Annotated in this window: 20 protein-coding genes and 2 pseudogenes; 11 read left to right on the top strand and 11 right to left on the bottom strand. The window is 40.8% G+C overall.

Annotated elements, in window-relative coordinates; genetic code table 11:
* Positions 1 to 115: 115 nt before the first annotated feature.
* Positions 116 to 610 (top strand): pentapeptide repeat-containing protein, encoded by a 495-nt coding sequence (locus L6494_RS06720; RefSeq protein ID WP_237992860.1) that lies wholly within the window; start codon positions 116 to 118, stop codon positions 608 to 610.
* A gap of 204 nt (positions 611 to 814) precedes the next feature.
* Here the strand turns inward: L6494_RS06720 and L6494_RS06715 are convergent, their stop codons facing one another.
* A complete protein-coding gene (locus L6494_RS06715) occupies positions 815 to 985 on the bottom strand; it encodes an SUMF1/EgtB/PvdO family nonheme iron enzyme (protein WP_237995861.1) in 171 nt (56 codons plus the stop codon).
* A gap of 127 nt (positions 986 to 1,112) precedes the next feature.
* Between L6494_RS06715 and L6494_RS06710 the strand changes: the two genes are divergently transcribed.
* Positions 1,113 to 1,454 (top strand): DUF6883 domain-containing protein, encoded by a 342-nt coding sequence (locus L6494_RS06710; RefSeq protein WP_237992858.1) that lies wholly within the window; start codon positions 1,113 to 1,115, stop codon positions 1,452 to 1,454.
* On the top strand, positions 1,444 to 1,689 hold the full coding sequence (locus tag L6494_RS06705; protein WP_190703782.1) for a DUF4926 domain-containing protein: 246 nt from the start codon (positions 1,444 to 1,446) through the stop codon (positions 1,687 to 1,689). The genes L6494_RS06710 and L6494_RS06705 overlap by 11 nt, the downstream gene beginning before the upstream one ends.
* 126 nt (positions 1,690 to 1,815) lie before the next feature.
* On the opposite strand, the pseudogene L6494_RS06700 reads toward L6494_RS06705, so the two are convergent.
* From L6494_RS06700 to L6494_RS06685, 4 genes and pseudogenes are all read right to left on the bottom strand, one after another.
* A pseudogene (locus L6494_RS06700) lies at positions 1,816 to 2,289 on the bottom strand (RNA-dependent DNA polymerase); the annotation flags it as partial.
* A 311-nt stretch (positions 2,290 to 2,600) separates the two neighbouring features.
* Positions 2,601 to 2,972 (bottom strand): diversity-generating retroelement protein Avd, encoded by a 372-nt coding sequence (avd, locus tag L6494_RS06695; protein ID WP_237992855.1) that lies wholly within the window; start codon positions 2,970 to 2,972, stop codon positions 2,601 to 2,603.
* 99 nt (positions 2,973 to 3,071) lie between these two features.
* Entirely contained in the window at positions 3,072 to 4,760 is a 1,689-nt protein-coding gene (locus tag L6494_RS06690) for an SUMF1/EgtB/PvdO family nonheme iron enzyme (protein ID WP_237992853.1), read from the bottom strand.
* Positions 4,761 to 5,348: 588 nt separating this feature from the next.
* A complete protein-coding gene (locus tag L6494_RS06685) occupies positions 5,349 to 7,325 on the bottom strand; it encodes an ABC1 kinase family protein (protein ID WP_237992844.1) in 1,977 nt (658 codons plus the stop codon).
* Between the two features lie 516 nt (positions 7,326 to 7,841).
* Between L6494_RS06685 and recN the strand changes: the two genes are divergently transcribed.
* The 4 genes and pseudogenes from recN (at position 7,842) to L6494_RS06665 (ending at position 12,103) form a co-directional block, all read left to right on the top strand.
* The gene (recN, locus tag L6494_RS06680; protein ID WP_237992842.1) at positions 7,842 to 9,587 is read left to right on the top strand and encodes a DNA repair protein RecN; all 1,746 of its coding nucleotides are present in this window, start codon (positions 7,842 to 7,844) and stop codon (positions 9,585 to 9,587) included.
* Positions 9,588 to 9,730: 143 nt separating this feature from the next.
* On the top strand, positions 9,731 to 11,074 hold the full coding sequence (locus L6494_RS06675) for a TMEM143 family protein (protein ID WP_237992839.1): 1,344 nt from the start codon (positions 9,731 to 9,733) through the stop codon (positions 11,072 to 11,074).
* Between the two features lie 186 nt (positions 11,075 to 11,260).
* Positions 11,261 to 11,335 (top strand): annotated as a pseudogene (locus tag L6494_RS06670) (hypothetical protein); the annotation flags it as partial.
* 282 nt (positions 11,336 to 11,617) lie between these two features.
* On the top strand, positions 11,618 to 12,103 hold the full coding sequence (locus L6494_RS06665; RefSeq protein ID WP_237992837.1) for an allophycocyanin: 486 nt from the start codon (positions 11,618 to 11,620) through the stop codon (positions 12,101 to 12,103).
* Positions 12,104 to 12,573: 470 nt separating this feature from the next.
* On the opposite strand, the gene L6494_RS31130 is transcribed toward L6494_RS06665, so the two are convergent.
* The gene (locus tag L6494_RS31130; protein WP_442947007.1) at positions 12,574 to 12,630 is read right to left on the bottom strand and encodes a hypothetical protein; all 57 of its coding nucleotides are present in this window, start codon (positions 12,628 to 12,630) and stop codon (positions 12,574 to 12,576) included.
* Positions 12,631 to 12,698: 68 nt separating this feature from the next.
* Here L6494_RS31130 and L6494_RS06660 point away from each other — a divergent pair, with 68 nt between their 5' ends.
* Positions 12,699 to 12,953 carry an RNA recognition motif domain-containing protein gene (locus L6494_RS06660; RefSeq protein WP_237992835.1) on the top strand — a complete coding sequence of 85 codons (255 nt, stop codon included), beginning with the start codon at positions 12,699 to 12,701 and terminating at the stop codon, positions 12,951 to 12,953.
* A 265-nt stretch (positions 12,954 to 13,218) separates the two neighbouring features.
* Here L6494_RS06660 and L6494_RS06655 read toward each other — a convergent pair whose 3' ends face one another.
* From L6494_RS06655 to ruvB, 3 genes are all read right to left on the bottom strand, one after another.
* Positions 13,219 to 13,398 (bottom strand): chlorophyll a/b-binding protein, encoded by a 180-nt coding sequence (locus tag L6494_RS06655; protein ID WP_237992832.1) that lies wholly within the window; start codon positions 13,396 to 13,398, stop codon positions 13,219 to 13,221.
* Positions 13,399 to 13,550: 152 nt separating this feature from the next.
* Positions 13,551 to 14,357, bottom strand: a complete 807-nt coding sequence (locus L6494_RS06650) for a tetratricopeptide repeat protein (RefSeq protein WP_237995859.1) — start codon at positions 14,355 to 14,357, stop codon at positions 13,551 to 13,553.
* 85 nt (positions 14,358 to 14,442) lie between these two features.
* Positions 14,443 to 15,543: a Holliday junction branch migration DNA helicase RuvB gene (ruvB, locus tag L6494_RS06645; protein ID WP_237992830.1), complete on the bottom strand. Its 1,101-nt coding sequence runs from the start codon at positions 15,541 to 15,543 to the stop codon at positions 14,443 to 14,445.
* Positions 15,544 to 15,694: 151 nt separating this feature from the next.
* Here ruvB and hisF point away from each other — a divergent pair, with 151 nt between their 5' ends.
* From hisF to L6494_RS06630, 3 genes are all read left to right on the top strand, one after another.
* Positions 15,695 to 16,468, top strand: coding sequence for an imidazole glycerol phosphate synthase subunit HisF (gene hisF / locus L6494_RS06640; protein ID WP_237992819.1), 774 nt, complete (start codon positions 15,695 to 15,697; stop codon positions 16,466 to 16,468).
* A 105-nt stretch (positions 16,469 to 16,573) separates the two neighbouring features.
* Complete coding sequence (locus L6494_RS06635; RefSeq protein ID WP_190703821.1) at positions 16,574 to 16,768, top strand: hypothetical protein; 195 nt, start codon at positions 16,574 to 16,576, stop codon at positions 16,766 to 16,768.
* 229 nt (positions 16,769 to 16,997) lie between these two features.
* Entirely contained in the window at positions 16,998 to 18,068 is a 1,071-nt protein-coding gene (locus tag L6494_RS06630; RefSeq protein WP_237992808.1) for a site-specific integrase, read from the top strand.
* A 54-nt stretch (positions 18,069 to 18,122) separates the two neighbouring features.
* Here the strand turns inward: L6494_RS06630 and L6494_RS06625 are convergent, their stop codons facing one another.
* The gene (locus L6494_RS06625; protein ID WP_237992806.1) at positions 18,123 to 18,494 is read right to left on the bottom strand and encodes a phage antirepressor KilAC domain-containing protein; all 372 of its coding nucleotides are present in this window, start codon (positions 18,492 to 18,494) and stop codon (positions 18,123 to 18,125) included.
* A 42-nt stretch (positions 18,495 to 18,536) separates the two neighbouring features.
* Positions 18,537 to 18,860: a Rha family transcriptional regulator gene (locus L6494_RS06620; protein ID WP_237992804.1), complete on the bottom strand. Its 324-nt coding sequence runs from the start codon at positions 18,858 to 18,860 to the stop codon at positions 18,537 to 18,539.
* Positions 18,861 to 18,902 lie beyond the last annotated feature (42 nt).

The raw sequence follows: 18,902 nt of genomic DNA, 5'->3' as shown, positions 1-18,902 counted from the left end.
GCGATCGCACTTCAATATATATCCTACTTCTATGGGGATTGGGAATTCACCACTCACCACTCCCATCTGATGTTTAATATTGAATGGGAGTGTTGAGTTTTGTTAAGAATAAATTATGAGATATTGGCAAGTGCTAGCTAGTTTTGTTCTAGCTATGGTTTTGTTTTTGTTTCCTCTGTCGGCGGAGGCTGCTAGTTCTTCTAGCATTACCCGTTCGGCTGGTGATGAACTTACAGCTAAGGATTTTACCGGTCAAAGTTTAGTTGGGACTGAGTTTACTAATGTGGATTTAAAGAATGCTAATTTTAGCAACGCTGATTTACGCGGTGGCGTGTTTAACGGTACAGTGTTGGAGGGTGTAAATCTGCATGGTGTCGATTTTAGTAATGGTATTGCTTATTTAGCCCAGTTTAAGAATGCTGATTTAAGTGATGCAGTGTTGACAGATGCGATGATGCTGCGTTCTATTTTTAATAATGTTGATGTCACTGGTGCAGATTTCACGAATGCGGTTTTAGATGGTGTGCAGGTGAAAAAACTTTGTATTAATGCTAGTGGGGTAAATTCTAAAACTGGTGTGGATACTCGCGAGTCTTTAGGTTGTAAGTAGAATTTATTTCATGTTAACAAAACCCCGTTTTCTTCAAGAAAATGGGGTTCTAATTTGGGAATTATTTGTTGTTGCAATTACTTAAAAAATATCTGGTATTAGATGAGTCAGATAACTGTTCGACTTTACAGCCTACCAAGCTACCCAACTCGGTTTTATTTTTGGAAATTGTGACCAACTTCACTGGAATAGGTCTGGACTCTTCTATGGTACGCTTAATGAATTCCCATTCACTAATTCTGACAGCAGAAGAGTGCTGAGGACGGAAATCACAACCCGAAAACCCACGTTGTTGTTCCTGTTGTCACGCGCGTTCCTGTTGCGATTCGCCGAGCGACAGTTCCTCGGATTGTTGTTCCACGAACCACCGCGCAGCAGCCGGAATTGCCTACCCCATTAGGTAGTTTAAGATACTCAGTTATATAATGCGCTTTAAGCTCGACTTTATCCATCACTATGCTTGCAGAAGCAACAACGCGGGGAAAGTCGTAGACACAGTAATATGAAAATTCCGCCTGATGCTATTATTGCCGACGAAAAAATTACTCGCTACTTATTAGTACCAAGAGAACACGATGATAAATCAAAGTTTCTCGCCCTAGCTGGATTTACACAAGACAACCCAGAACTATTGAAAGCAGCAATTCGGCAACTGGCAGATTCAACAGAAGCAATACAAGATAGAGATAATGAATATGGGGTGTTCTATCGCGTCACTGGTGAATTAATCGGCTTAAAGGGGCGAAACCTAGCAGTGATTACAGTTTGGCTGCAAAGGGCTGTTGACGGCAAGTTTCAGTTAATCACCCTCAAACCTAACAAGGAGTCTGCAAATGAACTTTGAACTATACCAGCGTGTCGCTTTAAATCGGGACTTGGATGAATATCAATTAAAAAAAGGTGATGTAGCAACCTTAATTGATTTTGTCCCTCATCCCAGCAATGGCGAACAAGGATGTGTTTTAGAAGTATTCAATGCAACTGGTGAATCAATCGCTGTTGTCATCGTTCCCATAACTGATATTAAACCACTGAGAAATCACGAAATTTTCAGTGTTCGTTCTTTAGTGGAAATTTAGGTTGCTCAGTGGCTCAATGTTCCAAATACCGTCAGGTTAAATATTTGCTGGCGCAGTTTCCAAGTGTTTCCATGTTTGAGGTGAGCAACCCAACTTTGTAGCGATTGGGATATTTTTTTATATTGCACACTTGATTTTTCGCCTGATTAATGATTTTAATATTTCGTGGTCAATGCTAGGAAAGTATTTACAAATATCGGCTTGCAAAACATATTGATGGGAACGAGCAAATTTAGTAAAGCGTCGTAACGCTCGATGAGAACCAAACCCTATTCTGTTAGCGTAGGAATCACTTATAAATGTGCGTTCAAAGATGGGGACAATAATATTACATAAAGCGTGATGTATGACTCTATCACGATAGGGAGCAGCCGAAATCATCCGTGGCTTGGATTCAAAAATGTAAAATGTGCGGTAAGCTCCTGGAGAATATGTTTTTGATAGTAATTGAGTTTGTAGTTGAAATAATTCTTGCTCTAGATTGTAGTTAAAGGCTAAAACGTTGTCTCGAAAACGTTTACCTTTTTGTGCTTGTTTGGAGGCGGCTAGTAAATTACTGAATGCTGTAATATCTTGCCACAAGTTACCGTATCTTTTCATCGTATTTAGAGCTTATTTATCAAGTAAAGCTTAGAGGATGTTTGAAAAGTCCCCTTTTATGTCATGCTGACGAAGGAAGCATCCCAGTATAACGGTGAAAACGCGGATTCTTCCTTCCGCAAAGCTCCACTCAGAATGACATTTCAGGGCTATAAAGCAAGTGTTGACTGGGATTTTAAGACTTGTGTGTACACCGTAGCCTTATTAAGGGGGGCTAGGGGGGATCGAATTATATGCAGCTTCATCAAGAATTGGTATAAATAAGCTATTAAGGGAATTACAGATAAAAAATATTTAAAATGTATGGTGCATCAGTGAAAACGGGACGTTGGTACTATCTCATGATTTTGGCTTTTTTGTTGTTTGATCCAACCGCCTAAATCTATGCCAATACCATTTAAGAGTTTCTGGGCATATTCGTAACGCTCTGTTTTGATTAGGTGTAAATCTAAGAGTAACCGGGTTTGGTAACGTAATATATCTAGTTTGGTGTTTAAGGTTTCTAATTGAGTTAACTTTTGTTGGGCGTAGCGTGCTATGATTAAGCCATCAAGAAGATTATAAAGTTCTGTGGTGATGCGATTACCTAGTAAAAATTTATGATCTCTGGGTAAGCGGTTAAGAATTGGGACATACCACTTGATTAAGTCGTATGTTTTTTGTATGATGGGTAAATCACTCATCTGAACACCAAGAAAAAAATTTGATCCGCCTGCGGCGGAGGGGTTAAGAGCAAAGAAAACAGCGCAGAGGGCAAAAGGGCAAAAGTGTAAAGGGCTAGTTTAAGTCCTGAGGACGGAAATCACAACCCGAAAACCCACGTGGTCGTACCAACCGACACGCGCGATCCAGCCGCGATACGCCGAGCGACAGCTCCACGGATTGTAGGACCACGAACCACCGCGCAGCAGCCGCTTTCGATTATCATTATCACTTACCCAGGCACTACCATCATTTGGCGCACCATTGTAATTATCGTGCCACTCATCCTGACACCATTCCCATATATTACCATGTAAATCGTATAAACCAAACAAATTAGCAGGAAATATTCCTACATCGGTTGTTTGTTGACGATATTCACCTTTTGAGCCTGCACCGTAAGTAGAGTTACCATCATAATTTGCTAGTTCAGGGGTGATAGTTTCGCCAAAGTAAAATGGTGTAGTTGTTCCGGCTCGACAGGCATATTCCCATTCTGCTTCACTGGGTAAACGATAGATTCTGTTAGTCTTTCTAGATAGCCTGGCGCAAAACTCCACCGCATCATCCCATGATACCCGTTCTACGGGACGATTATTACCTGTAAATCTAGATGGGTCAGATTTTAAATCAATATTTACCTTATCCCAACCAGCAACTACTCTCCATTGAGCTTGGGTGACGGGAAATTTCCCCATGAAGAAGGGTTGAATCTTCACTGTGTGCTGGGGACTTTCATCACTGTCTCGGTTCGCTTCACTTGCTGGCGAACCCATGAGAAACTGACCACGAGGAATAGCGACCATTTCTAGATTGACACCATCACCTAGGTTTTCAGTGAAAAGCTCGGCTCTACCTTTGCTGCGATTAACTAGACATTTTCCTGATTTTACAGTTACGGTAGCGGTGTCAAAATCAAACGACTGAATTTTAGGCTGTGGTTGCTCCTGTTCTATTACCTCTTGTTCTTGCTCTATGTGGGCTATGTCTTCATCTTTCAGGTTATAGTGTTTCTGCACCGTGCGTAACTCAGCTTTACCTTTCGCCCCCAGTGGATATCCTTGCGCCTTTACCAACTGCGTAAAAAATTGCCGATACTTGTCTAGATTTTCCTTATATATTCCATAAGGCTCTAATACTTGCTCTCTGATTTTCTCAACTTCTTGGTCTGTTAATCCCAGCTTTTTTTGTTCGTCTTGCAAGATAAAAGACTCTGCCATAGAAATTTCGCCATCAGCCGCAAATTCTTCCACTTTTTGGCGATATTGAGCTAGTGCTGATGCTTTGTTCGCGCGTGCTTGTTCTTCCTGACGCTTCCTAATTAACTCTTGAGCAACCTTTCTAATACCTTGAGCTATATCGGTAAACGCATCATCTTGATTCGTCCAAGATTTAACAGGTGTAGCATTTGTGGGTAAAGCTTGCAGTTTAACAAAGTGGTCTAATTGCCAAAAAACATTTCTGAGAATAACAGGAATAACCCTAGCATCTCCAGCATTATGACGTTCTATGGCTATCTTAACTTCTACACCGTTACAATACTCAGAAGCAATAAAGTCTGGACTGACGAGAAGCAGAATGATATCGGCTGTTTGAAGATTGTCTTTAATTTCTTTATCCCACTCTGTTCCGGGTGATATCTTACGGTCTTGCCATATAGAAATCACTCCCTGCCGTTTTAAGATACTCAGGTGTTTAATGAGTTCATTTTTCAGGGGTTCGTCTTCGTGTGAGTAGGAAATGAATATCTTGGGCGATACCTCTGCCATTTTGGGTTGAATAGATGACGCTGCTTACAAATTATAGTATTTTTGCCCGATTTTCCCGACTCTGATTGTCTGGAATGATTCATGGGATAGTGGGAGTCTGGCAATTATAGCGTTTCTCTGTTGAATGGGTTAACCCCCTAAGAGGAAGCGAGGCTAGGGTGTATACACAAGTTTGATAACCTTATTCCACATCGTTTTGATCCCCCCTAACCCCCCTTAAAAAGGCTACTGTGTATACACAAGTTATCGAATCACTATATGTCCTCGAATTACCCCACCCTAACCCTCCCCTTGGAAAGGGGAGGGAACTAGATTTTCCGGTTTCCCTCCTTTCCAAGGGGGGATTAAGGGGGGTAAAACCTTGATCTAGAAAGAAAATCTGACTTGTGTATACACCGTAGCTTAAAAAGGGGGGAATAGATTCAAAGTCCCCCTTAAAAAGGGGGATTTAGGGGGATCAAACCACATTTTGCACCTAGCCCTCCAGATGTGTGTATACCGTAGCCCTAGCGTTGGGGAGAGGTATTGAGAAATTATCGAACTTGCGTTGGGATGTGTTGGGTTTCCTTTCGTCAACCCAACCTACGTTTATAGTCTTTTGGTAGACAGAGATAAGTTTGTAGATTTCGCTAACTGACTTTTTTCATTGCTATTAACTTCTTCTGCTGCTAACAATTCCCGTAGTAATCGGACTGTAGCCTTTTGTAGCAATTGATTGGTAATTTGCTGACCTAAACGTTGTACGCCAGGATTTACTAATAATTGAGCTATTTGTGGTGCAAGTTGTGCTGCATCAAAGCCGCGAGTTTCTCTTAAGATATTGGAGATATTTTTGATATGTTCTAAGGTTTGTTGTTGCTCAACTGTTGCACCTGGGGTTTCGTTGATGGCTGTAATACCTACTCTTTCTCTTAGTAGATAGGTAAAGTTATGTAGGACATTTTTGCTTAAAGCATTCAGTCCATTTAAAAACTCATCTACTAGTTTGTCACGAATAAAAGACCCGCGTTCAGAAGATAGAAAATCTACGCCTTGATTAACTACTAAATTGAGGTCGTAGTCTTGATTTTTCCGCGCATTCTTTAATAAATTTTCTAACCGATTCCACCGGAATTTACCCTCTTTAAACAGTAAGTCTCGGAGTGATATTCTTAATTGTGGTGCTGGGTCGGTTAATAGACGTTTGGCAACGTAAGGATATGCTTCACTGAGAACTTTAAAGTTGGGATCTATATATATAGCGATGCCTTCCAGTGTCACCAAGGAGCGAATAATTAAAGCATAGTAGGGGGGTACACGGAAAGGATATTCGTACATCAGGGCTGAGAGGTCATCAGTGATGCTTTTAATGTTAAATTCGGCGACGCTAGCACCTTGAGCGTTAGCAAATACTTTGGCGAAGGCGGGAATAATTGGCGTTAAGTCTGTTTCTGGAGATAGGAAATCTAGTTTAACGTAGTCTTGCGCTAGTCCTTCAAAGTCGCGGTTAACAACGTGGACGATCGCCTCTATTAAACCATAACGTTGGGGCGGTTGAATCTCGCTCATCATCCCAAAGTCAAGATAAGCTAGTTTGCCATCTGGTGTGGCTAATAAGTTACCTGGATGGGGGTCAGCGTGGAAGAAGCCATGTTCTAAAAGTTGCCGTAAAGAACACTGTACACCGACTTCAATTAAATACCGCGCATCTATGCCTTGGGCTTCTATTTCTGCTGTTTGGGTGAGCTTTGTACCGTTAATCCACTCCATCGTTAATACACGACGGTTAGTATATTGCCAGTATATTTTCGGTACGTAAATCTCTTTAATGTGACCGTATAATTCAAAAAACCGTTCGGCATTTTCGCCTTCATGGATATAATCCATTTCTTCAAAAATGCGATCGCCTAATTCATCTAAAATCCCAACTAAGTCACTGCGTACACGCTTGACTTTTTTCTGTACCCAAGCCGCTAGGCCTCTTAAAATATATAAGTCAATAGTGATGCGTTCCCTTAAGTCAGGACGCTGGATTTTCACCGCTACTTCTTCCCCAGTTTTTAGTTTACCTTTATAAACTTGACCTAAAGAAGCAGCTGCGATCGGCATGGCTGAGAGTTCAGCGTAAACCTCTTCAGGTGGGTTTCCTAGTTCTTCTTCAATAAACTGGTAGGCGATTTCGTTAGGAAAAGCCGGTAATTGGTCTTGTAATCTTGTGAGTTCTTCTAGATATAGGGGAGGAACTAAATCTGGTCTAGTGGATAAAGCTTGCCCAATTTTGATGTAAGCAGGCCCCAACTGGGTTAGTAATTCTCTTAATTGAATTGCTCGACGCTGGTCATTTTTGACGACAACTCCCCGTTTGAGATCCCACCACAACCCCAAAACAAAGGATATAGTAGGCCCTAAAACTGCGAAAATACGCCCGATAACTTGCCAAGGTCTAGCTTGATAATGGGCTGCTATTTCCGCCGGGTTGTAACTTAATATCTCAGGTTCAACAATTTTTGTTAGCGTCGCCTGTTCTGTAACTTGCAGTTCACCCTCAATCGGTCGGGAGTCTGTGGGAAGTGTCTTAACAATCATAGAAAAAGCCACCAGTGGGATTGAGTCTGTTAAGTATTGTAACAATATGTTTAAAATATTTCGTATTTCTTAAGATTGGGAACAAATCCAATTCGTAATTCGTAATTCGTAATTCGTAATTTGTAATGGACTAACGTCCCGCTCCGCTCTAAGCGCAGCTATGCCGCAGGCTTTACGTAATTCGCAATAAATCAAGTCAAAATTAAATAACTAGGGATTGGGGATTGGGGATTGGGGATTGGGACATAAGGAGAGTAATTAATGACTAACGACTAATGAGCATTGACTTTTTTGTTACACTAAAATGTGCTTGCTAGTTCAATGGTAGTAGGTATTTGGCGATTCTCAAAAATCCTGCTTAACCTCCTGTAACTTCAAATCGCTTTGTTCTGTCACCTGTCACCTGTCCCCTGTCCCCTGTCCCCTGTCCCCTGTCCCCTGTCACCTGTCCCCTGTTATCTGTCCCCTGTCCCCTGTCCCCTATCCCCTGTTCCCTTTCCTGGAGACTTTGTTCTGATGTTGCTCTGCTTGCGAATTGAGAACTTTGCCCTGATTGATCAACTAGAACTAGAATTTGGCGCGGGACTGAATGTATTGACAGGTGAAACCGGCGCGGGAAAATCGATTATTTTAGACGCTATAGATGCTATTTTAGGCGGAAAAGTCTCTAGTCGCGCTATTCGCACGGGGACTGTTAGGGCAATGGTGGAAGGAACTTTTGCCTCAACAACGCCTTTAGCAGCTTGGTTGACGGAACAAGAAATAGATTTAATTGATGATAGTTCTATAGTTATTAGCCGAGAAATTACAGTCACTTCTAGTAATATCCGCAGTCGATCGCGGGTGAATGGTGTATTGGTCAACCGTCGAATTTTAACAGAATTGCGCGATCGCTTGGTGGAAATTACTGCCCAAGGTCAAACTGTCCAAGTCGGACAAGCCGCCCAAGTCCGTGATTGGTTAGATATGTATGGCGGTGAAGCTTTAATTAAGCAGCGTCAACTCATCACCTCAGCCTTTAGTGCTTACCAACAAGCCCACAGCAGCCTAGAAAAACGCCGCACCTCGGAACGGGAACGCTTACAACAACTGGATTTACTCACCTATCAAGTCCAGGAATTAACTACAGCCAACCTCAACGACCCCCAGGAATTAGAACAACTCCAGCAAGAACGAGAACGCCTGAATCATGTTGTTGATTTGCAACAGATGAGTTACAAAGTTTACCAAGCTTTGTATCAAAACGACGACGAAACCCCAGCCGCCGGCGACCTGTTGGGCGACAGTGAAGCTACATTAAATCACATGGTGGAGTATGATACCCAACTGCAACCACTGTTAGATTTAATTAGAGATGCTCAAACAGCATTAACAGAAGTAGCGCGACAAATCAACGCCTATGGGGAAAATTTAGAAGCTGACCCCCAAAGGTTAGAGGAAGTAGAAGAACGCATCCGGGAATTAAAACAAATTGTCCGCAAGTATGGCCCTACACTGACAGAAGCGATCGCCTATTATCAACGCATCAATGGGGAATTAGCAGAACTCAATGATAGTGAACAATCTATTGAAAGTTTAGAACAGCAAGAACAAGCTAGTTTGGAAAAATTAACTCAAGCTTGTGAAAAATTAACTAAGCTACGTCAAAAAACCGCCGCTACTCTAGAATCTCGCTTAATCTCGGAACTCAAACCCTTGGCGATGGAAAAGGTAAAGTTTCAAGTACAAATTGTCCCCACTGCGCCAACTGCTGCGGGTGCAGACAAGATCACCTTTATGTTTAGTCCCAATCCCGGCGAACCATTGCAACCATTGACAGAAATTGCTTCTGGGGGTGAAATGAGCCGGTTTTTACTCGCGCTGAAGGCTTGTTTTACTCAAGCTGATGCGGCGGGGACGCTGGTATTTGATGAAATTGACGTGGGTGTGTCGGGGAGGGTAGCGCAAGCAATAGCAGAAAAATTACACCAGCTTAGTCAACATCATCAAGTATTATGTGTGACTCACCAACCCTTAGTAGCCGCTATGGCAGATCAACACTTTCGGGTGAATAAGCAAACTATTACTCAAGGTAAAGGTAAGAAAGCAGACAATGGCAACACTGAACAGCGTACTGTGGTGCGTGTCACGAACTTGGATGATTTGACCACTCGCCGAGAGGAATTAGCACAGTTAGCCGGTGGTAAGTCTGCAAGTGATGCGATCGCTTTTGCTGATTCTTTGTTAATGCAAGCTGCTAACCATCGTCGTGGAGTGGAATAAACACTCTCTACTCCAGAAAAATTGCTAGATTTACCACTCAAAATACTAGAATTAAGTTGTCAATGAAGACATCATGTCTCATGGTTGCCGTTTTTGTGGGGTTTGGCAAACCCATTTAGTTAGATTCCGATTAATGTTTTAACATGGCTGTTTACGCAAATCGAGAGGCATTCATTCCCTACACTCGCAGCGATATTATCAAACTTTGCTTGCAAGATGGTCAGCTAAATGAGACTGATGCCCAAAAATTTCAAGATTTCTGCAAAATTCTCATTGCATACTATCACTTTCGCTTCCACAGAACCTTAGAAACTATCAAAGATAATTACGTACCCTTTAACCCCAATGCAGATATTCAACCAATAACTCCACCGACATTTGAGCAATATGATGACATGGAGTTGAATGTCGTTAATAGCTTTGAGCATATTGTGGAAAGAGCCAATTATATGCCTTTACCTGAATCAATTATCAAACAAGCACTAACAACTAAATCTCTAATTGATTTGACAACTCAAGTAAATTTTGATGATTTTGACCGCTTTTTGTGTTACTATCGCGGTGATAATTGTAAAACAATTCTAGGAAAAAAATTGTTTTTTTGGAAAAAAGAAAAGATAATTGATATTTTTGAAAGGATTGTTTTATTAGTAAAATTTAAAGAAGCCGCTTACTTCCGTGCCAAGAAGAAAAAAAATCAAGATTTGAAATTTATTCCTGGTAAGATGTATGTTTATTTCTACAAAAATATTCCCAAACTAGATGTTGACTTACTCTTTCCTAACGTCGAAACAAGCATGACATGGAAAGATAGATTACTTTTTGGCATTCCAGCGATTGGGTCGGCAATTCCGCTAATATTAAGAACGTTACCTAATTTATTATTGCTAGTTGCCGCAATTTTTATAGTATTGAATGTACCATTTCTGGTTGAATCATTAAATGTAGACTTAGAACAAGTCCGAAATGTCATGCCTGTTTTGGTGGCAACTTTATCATTAACTATTACTTTGGGTGGATTCGCCTTTAAACAATACACTAACTACAAGAATAAAAAAATTAAATTTCAAAAATATGTTACAGATACGCTATTTTTCAAGAATTTAGCTAACAATGCCAGTGTCTTTCAAATGTTTATTGAATTAGCAGAAGAAGAAGAATGTAAGGAAATTATTCTGGTATACTACCACTTACTTACCAGCCCCACACCATTAAACCCTCAGCAATTAGATGATCACATCGAAACTTGGATGGAGAATAAACTAGGTACAACGATTAACTTTGATATTCAAGGGCCTCTGGACAATCTAGAAAATATTCATGGTCAAGTAGTGCAGAATAGTAAAATAACAGACGATTCCCTAGAAATACCTTTACTCACCTATGATCACCAGGGGGCTTGTCAAGTTCTTCCCTTGGATGATGCTAAAGCAGTGATTGATTACGTTTGGGATAATGTTTTTCGATATAACGGGATAATCTTATAGGCGATCGCACTAGCACTACTACGCAAAAGTTAAAAATGAAGAGTTCCAAGTGCTGTGAGTGGTAGCGAGGCTTTGAGCTATTCCCGCTAGCAGCCCCACACCGTCCCGTTCGCGGAGCGTTGAAGGGTAGGGCGGTGCGGGGAGTTACCTGTTGTTTATGACAACACTCGTTTAGACAGAGGTTTTCGCGTCGATTTACTCGTTGAACAATGTGTAATAGTCGGACTCAAAGCAGTAGAAGCAAGTATCCTCTCATCCTAAAGTGATGGGTTTTACTTATATAAAGTATTTATGAAAATATACTGCTATGATATGAATAGAAAGCAAAGAATAAAATTACACATTGAAAGGCAGCCAAGATGGGTGCTAAAGAAATTTTAAATGTATATACAGCCAGATAAATAAATCTTAGGCAGGCAGATTTGGCAGGAATCAGGTATAGGAATTTCAACCTTTAAATAGAGGCTTTATCTTAGTCTATTAAGCAAACTCTAGAATTTTAATAGAGTGAATCGAACATAGTTTTTTTGAAGGAATTATTTAATGAGCCTGATTATAAAGTCAATTCTTAGTGCAGATATAGAAGCTCGATATCTTAGCCCTGGTGAATTAGGGTCAATCAAAAGCTTTATTAAGAGTGGTGAAAGTCGTCTGCGCCTTGTTCAGATTTTAACTGAAAATCGGGAGCGTATTGTTAAACTCTCTGGAAACCAACTGTTTCAAAAGCGTCCAGATATTATCTCACCCGGTGGGAATGCTTATGGTCAGGAAATGACGGCAACTTGTCTACGAGATATGGATTACTACCTACGCTTGATTACTTACAGTATTGTAGCTGGGGATTCTACTCCAATTCAAGAGATTGGGGTTAGTGGCGCGCGTGAAATGTACAGGTCTCTTGGTACTTCGATTGCAGCTGTTTCTGAAAGTATCCGTGCGATGAAGAGTATTGCTACCTCAATGATGTCTGGAGAAGACGCTAATGAAGTAGGCGGTTATTTCGACTACCTAATCGCTGGACTCCAGTAAGGTAATGACATTTTTGATTAATGGGGGGGGTGGTAATTATGTTTTAAAAAATTTTGGCTAAAGTTTGACGAAATATTGCATAAGGTAGAAATACACCACCTTATAGCTACTTTACTTATTACTACAATGGAGAGTCATCATGTCTAAGGAAAAAAAGGGTAACAAAGAAGCCAAAAAACCTAAAAAAGATCCTGATAAAAAAAAGGATAAAAAAGATCCAAATAGATATGATGGTTTAGGTTAATAGCTACAACAACGAATTACACTTTTTCCAGTTTTCCCACTACACTCCAAATCAAGATGCTCTAGGGAAAGGTTAACAGCCAAGTGAGTTGAGTGATTTGATACATCAAGTACATTCCAGAGAAAATAAAGTCCCTGTCTGATTGAATTGTGACTTTTATCTTATTGTACTAGGCAGTAATTATCTATATTTACTGCCTTATAAATAGTGTTGTTTATCCGTTTGCTTAGTTAGGAATCAACACTATATTAATGATGTAAATGACACCATTATCATCAACGATATCTGGTTTTAAAACAGTGGCATTATTTACATATCAATCATACCCTGATTAGAATTAGGAGATACCCTATGTCCGTTTATATCGGTAATCTATCTCATAAAGTGGAAGATCATGATATCAGACAGTTTTTTTTAAAGTATGGATCTGTGAAGCGAATTTTAGTGTCTACGAACCATAAAATGGGTAATAAGAGGGGATTTGCAGTTATAGAAATGGAAACTGATACTGAAGAGATAGCAGCGATTCATGCCTTAAGAGGTACTGAATGGATGGGTTATAGTCTCAAAGTTAATAGAGCTAAGACCATCGCAGATGTAGTTTAGGTTATAAGTTTGAACTTAAGCTTTCCTATTATATTTTTGGAGAGTGTGATTGTTCACTATACTACTATGGCTATGCCGCAATCTCATTCTCTGTCATTAATGAAAAGTTGTTGAGAATATAATAAAATTGAAACCCTCTTGTATTTTAATATGTCAAGAGTTAAGAGCTTTTTCTAAATTTAGAATCCCCCGGCTTTTTGCAAAAATGAGCTTCGCAAAGCAAAGACAAGCCAAATTTTTGCCGCCGGGAGATTCTCAAATCAATTTACAGGATACCCCAAAAATGGAGGAAGCCTTGACCTGAAAAAGCTTCAATCAAAACGACAGATAGAAAACCAATCATGGCAAAGCGACCGTTCCAATTTTCACTCTGACGAGTGAAACCAAAACGCACAGCATTAGGATCTTCGGAAACAGTAGGTGTAGGATTCTTGAAACCTGACATAAAAAAACTCCAATGTATTGCGTTGTACAGTTGCGACTGCCTGTAACGTAATGTAACAGATTTTTACGAGAATGCAACATTAAATGCAAATAAGAGTGCTGGGATTGAAAAAATCCAGGAGATGGGATTTCCAATGCCTAATATGCTCTTTGTTACTTAATTTTCAAGAATTTATCCAAAGCAGAGACCATGCTAGGCGGCCAGCGACGGATATTTTTCACCCAGTTCATATCTTTATAGCGGCTATCCAAGCCATAGGCAGCCACCCAGTTACTTTCTGCTTCACCTTGCTGACCATTGACCCAGTAAGCAGCTGTCAATGCAGCACGCACATCAGCAAAGCTGGGGTATTTACGGGTAATATTCCGCATCTCACGGATGGCTTGGTCTGTTTGCCCAGTTTCATAGAGAGCAAGGGCATAGTTAGCACGGGCAAAGGCAAAGTTTGGGGCAACTTCAAAGGATTTTTTATAATCTGCGATCGCATCTGACCATTTTCCTAGACCGGCTTTGGCATTACCCCGATTGTTATACGCCATTGCATCTTGAGGATCTAGTTCTAAAACATGATTATAATCTGCGATCGCATCGTCCCATTTGCCCAACCCTTCTAAGGCTGTACCACGATTTAAGTAAGGGTCGGTGACATTGGGGGCTAATTCTACGGCTTTGTTGTAATCAACTAGTGCCGCTTCTAGCTTATTTTGACTCACCCGCGAATTACCCCGGTTACTCCATGCACCTGCATTCGTGGGGAAATTCTCAATGATCTTTGTCCAATACTTTTCCGCCGTCGCAAAATCACCTTTATTCGTGGCTGCAAAGGCTTGATTTGCCCACTCATCACCCTGTTCTAATTGCTCTTGGGTGATGCTTGGTTGTTGGGTTTGTGCCATGACTGGTGTACCCCAGCCCAACACAAGTAGCAAACTGAGAACAATACTAATTAACTTCATCATCATGGGGACTGGGGAATGGGGATTGGGGACTGGGGACTGGGGACTGGGGACTGGGGATTGGGGATTGGGGATTGGGGATTGGGGGTCAAAGTAAAGACATCTGCTCATTGGGTGGTGTAAATCCCATGTGCTTGTATGCGGCTTTTGTGGCTGTTCTTCCACGGGGAGTTCGACTGAGGTAACCAATTTGCATCAGGTAGGGTTCGTAAACTTCCTCAATGGTTTGGGTATCTTCACCAGTGGCTGCGGCAATGGTTTCTAAGCCTACAGGCCCCCCATTAAATTGTTCAATAATTACACTTAGCATCCGGCGATCTGTCCAATCTAAACCGCATGGGTCTACTTGGAATAGTTGCAATGCCTCGGCTGCGACATCTTGGGTAACTTCTGCACAGGATTTTACTTCAGCATAATCACGTACACGTTTAAGTAACCGATTCGCAATCCGTGGTGTTCCCCGTGAACGGCGGGCAATTTCGATCGCGCCATCGTCGGTGACATTGGTTTGGAGTAATTGGGAACTCCGCAGGACTATTTTACTGAGTTCGTCAACTTCATAAAAGCGCAGTTTTTGAATTAAGCCGAAGCGATCGCGCAGTGGTGAGGTTAAAGCACCAGCGCGGGTTGTTGCACCTACTAGGGTAAACTTGGACAGGGGTAAACTTCTAATTCTGGCACTAGAACCTTTACCCACAGTGATATCTAGGCGGTAGTCTTCCATCGCTGGATACAGTATTTCTTCGGTCATCCGCGAGAGGCGATGAATCTCATCAATAAATAATATATCTCCCGGTTTAAGGTTCACCAATAACCCAACAATATCCCTGGGTCGTTCTAAGGCTGGCGCACTCGTAATTTTATAGTTGACTCCCATCTCGGATGCTAATATCATTGCCATTGTTGTTTTACCCAATCCGGGAGGGCCATACAGTAGCAAGTGATCCAAAACTTCACCCCGCGACTTGGCTGCTTTGATGGCAATATCTAAAACATCCTTGAGGTCTTTTTGTCCGATGTAGTCAGCAAATTTTTGTGGTCTGATACTTTCTTCTTGCTTACCTTGTTCATCAACAGCCGCTTCAGGTTGCAAAATCTTTTCTTTGGGTGCTGCTTTTGCTGACTCCCGATGCTGTTTTGGTTCTCCATTGGGTTCTGGAGGTTGTTTTTTTGAGGAGATGATCGCCATAATTCAGCTTTAACTTTCAGTTTAGGTCTGTTTGAGCGCAATCTCCGCCATAACACTGCACATAGACACGCCTGCGAAGATTTTCGGCGGGAAATGCCCACCTCAATTTACAATTTAAATTCCGGACAATTACCCAGGAGCTAAAAAATATATGTTATCTAAAAGAATCTTACCTTGTTTAGATGTCAAGGCGGGACGGGTTGTTAAGGGAGTTAACTTTGTCAACCTCAAGGATGCAGGCGATCCGGTAGAACTGGCCAAGGTTTACAACGAAGCTGGGGCAGATGAGTTAGTATTTCTAGATATTACGGCTACTCATGAAGACAGAGATATTATTTTTGATGTGGTTCACCGGACTGCTGAACAGGTCTTTATTCCCTTAACTGTGGGTGGCGGTATCCAATCCTTAGAAAATGTTAAAGCTTTGTTACGGGCTGGGGCAGACAAGGTTAGTATTAACTCTGCGGCAGTACGTGATCCAGACTTGATCAATCGGGCTAGCGATCGCTTTGGTAATCAGTGCATAGTTATTGCTATTGATGCTAGGCGCAGAATTGACCCCAATAATCCAGGCTGGGATGTGTATGTGCGTGGAGGTAGAGAAAATACTGGCTTAGATGCCCTATTTTGGGCTAAAGAAGTTGAAAAACGCGGCGCAGGAGAACTGTTGGTGACAAGTATGGACGCTGATGGTACTCAAGCTGGTTATGACATTGAGTTAACACGGGCAATTGCTGAGGCTGTACAAATCCCGGTGGTTGCTTCTGGTGGTGCTGGTAATTGTGAACATATCCATACTGCACTCACTGAAGGTAAGGCGGAAGCTGCTTTATTGGCATCGCTTCTACATTACGGACAGTTAAGTGTCGCTGAAATTAAGAATTATTTGCGCGATCGCCAAGTCCCAGTACGTTTGTACGCTTAATTCTAAAGCCATTATATAGATTGAGTCACATCACCCCCAGTTAAATACAGTTCCCCAAAACAGTGTTAAGATTATTTCACATAGTGTTAAAAAATATTAAGAAATATGTTAATTCCTATTTTGTTATTTGATGTGGCTCTAGTCGCTTGGTCACTACACCTAATGGAGAAGGCCGTTGAGCATAAAGAATTTTCTCTCATGTTGGCAGGTACATTGGTTGCCCTTGCCGCCGCCGCCATGTTAGTTGTGTATTTTCTCATGGGGCATTGTATGAGCTATTTGTTGCAAGTGAACTATTAATTACTTCACACCGCACTATATTAAAGTTAATAATTAATTTGCAAAACCGCTTGACAATACACTAAATATTAAGAGATAATCTATAACGCAACAGAAGGGGTTATAGCTCAGTTGGTAGAGCACTTCAATGGCATTGAAGGCTGTAGCCCCCTTAATGGCTAGAACACTGATTCTTTGGTTCTACTTTTAATAGTTGTCTTCATGTTTTTGCATAAACTTGCATACGGGCATGAGAGAACTAAAGGTCAGGAAGAATGGCTCTAGATGTCTACTCAGGTGGACTTATCAGGGGATAGATTACTCCCTAACCTGGGGTAAGTGGAATGATAAGGTTGAAAGGGCTAGGCTGGAATACTGTGGTAAATTAATATACCAAGATTGTCTAGTAGGTGAATTTGACAATACTTTAAATAAATATAATCTATGGTTGCAAGGAATTGTCTACTCAGGTAATGGTGGTCCAAAACCTACTGCAAAGTTTCCTCCTTTGGTTTCTCTATTAGAAGAACGTTTGGAAGAAACCTATAATGATGCGGATTCTGCTCTCATAAATTTACTGAAATCTTTTGGTAAGGAAATAACTAATTCAAAGGATGCACAAGCTTTCATGAAGTGGCTAACTACTAGGGGTTTGAAAGCATCTAGTAGAAAAAGATATCTTGCTATCCTACAAGCAGTCAGGAGGGATCTGTTTGGGGAACTGGAAGTTAAGGTTGCTCAAACTCCACGAGCTAAACCTTTTACTAGGGCAGAAGTTAAGCAGATACTAAATTACCTTCAAGAAAGTCAACATTACTCTCACTACCATGATTTGATATGTCTGCTATTTAATACTGGGTTAAGAACCTCTGAAGCTATAGGTCTGCAATGGAAGCACGTAGACCTAGAGAAAGGAGAGTTACATATCTATGAATCTTTAGGCAGGTCTAAGGGTAGCTCTAGTGTGAGAGAAAGAAAGACTACAAAGACTGGTAAGTATAGGATTGTCCCTATTAATGATACTGTACTCAGAATGCTACAGGAACGCCCCAAAAAAGGGCAGGAAGAGTTACTGTTTCCTTCTCCTACAGGTTTACCTATAGATGACCATAATCTCAGCCAGCGTTGTTGGAGGAACACTCTGAAGGCTTTGGGGATAGCTCACAGACCTCTCTACAATACTAGACATACCTTTGTTAGCCATTGTGTAGATAGTGGTTTAACAGTTGCTGAGGTGTCTTCAATTACTGGGCATAATCCTAAAATTCTACTTGACCATTATTTAGGTAGCGTGAAGAAACCAAAGTTACCTGAGCTGTAAATAAGCATAAAAAAGACCCCTGAGTTTTCAGAGGTCTTTTTTATTTGTCTATTTTTATGCAGCTAGGGATTTAGAGGGAACTGTATAACCTTCCTTTTGAAGAAGTCTAATTAAGAAAGAAATTCCTTTTTGCGTTACCTTGGTTACTAATTGCACACCAACATTAGTAGTTACCTTTTCTACTACCACAAAGTAACCTTGGTCAACATATTTTTGATAGGGTAGGTTACTCATTTGAAGTACACCCTTATCTCTTAATAGAACCATTAATTTATTTCTTCCTAATCCAGGGGAGTTAATTAATTTAGCTGCCTCACTTAAGGAGAGGAAATTATCATCATTAGCAATAATATCAAAAATCTCTGCTTTAGGAGCTAATTCTAATACCTGTTTAGATAATAGTTGCTTCTCTTCTTCTGCCCCCACAAGAGCTTTTAAGGCTTCTAAATATGTAGTAGGTAGTTGAGGTTAATTTAATGTTTTAAGTGCTTCTTTAGCTGCCTCAAAAGCTTTAATTAATTTAATTTTGGCCTGCCTAACAATAGGAGTGTTATTAGAATAGGTTAAGGATAAATTAGCTTGAGCTTCATTTAAATAGTAAAAAGTCTCAGGTTTCCCTGGTCCAATAATACTGCCGCTATGAACGGCAATATTACCAAACTCTTCAAAGTCAACTTGGTAGGTCCTAATCGTTTCTTTAAAAGATTTATGATTGATACCTAATTCAGCAGCAATAAGTCTGGAATCAACAACTAAAGTAGAATTAATGGTCTTGATAGTTAAGTTTGTCATAATTTTTAAGAAATTTATTTATGTGGTTTTCTATACTTAAAG

The sequence above is a fragment of the Nostoc sp. UHCC 0870 genome, from assembly GCF_022063185.1.
Lineage (GTDB): Bacteria > Cyanobacteriota > Cyanobacteriia > Cyanobacteriales > Nostocaceae > Trichormus.
This window is presented reverse-complemented; position numbering and strand designations above follow the sequence as displayed.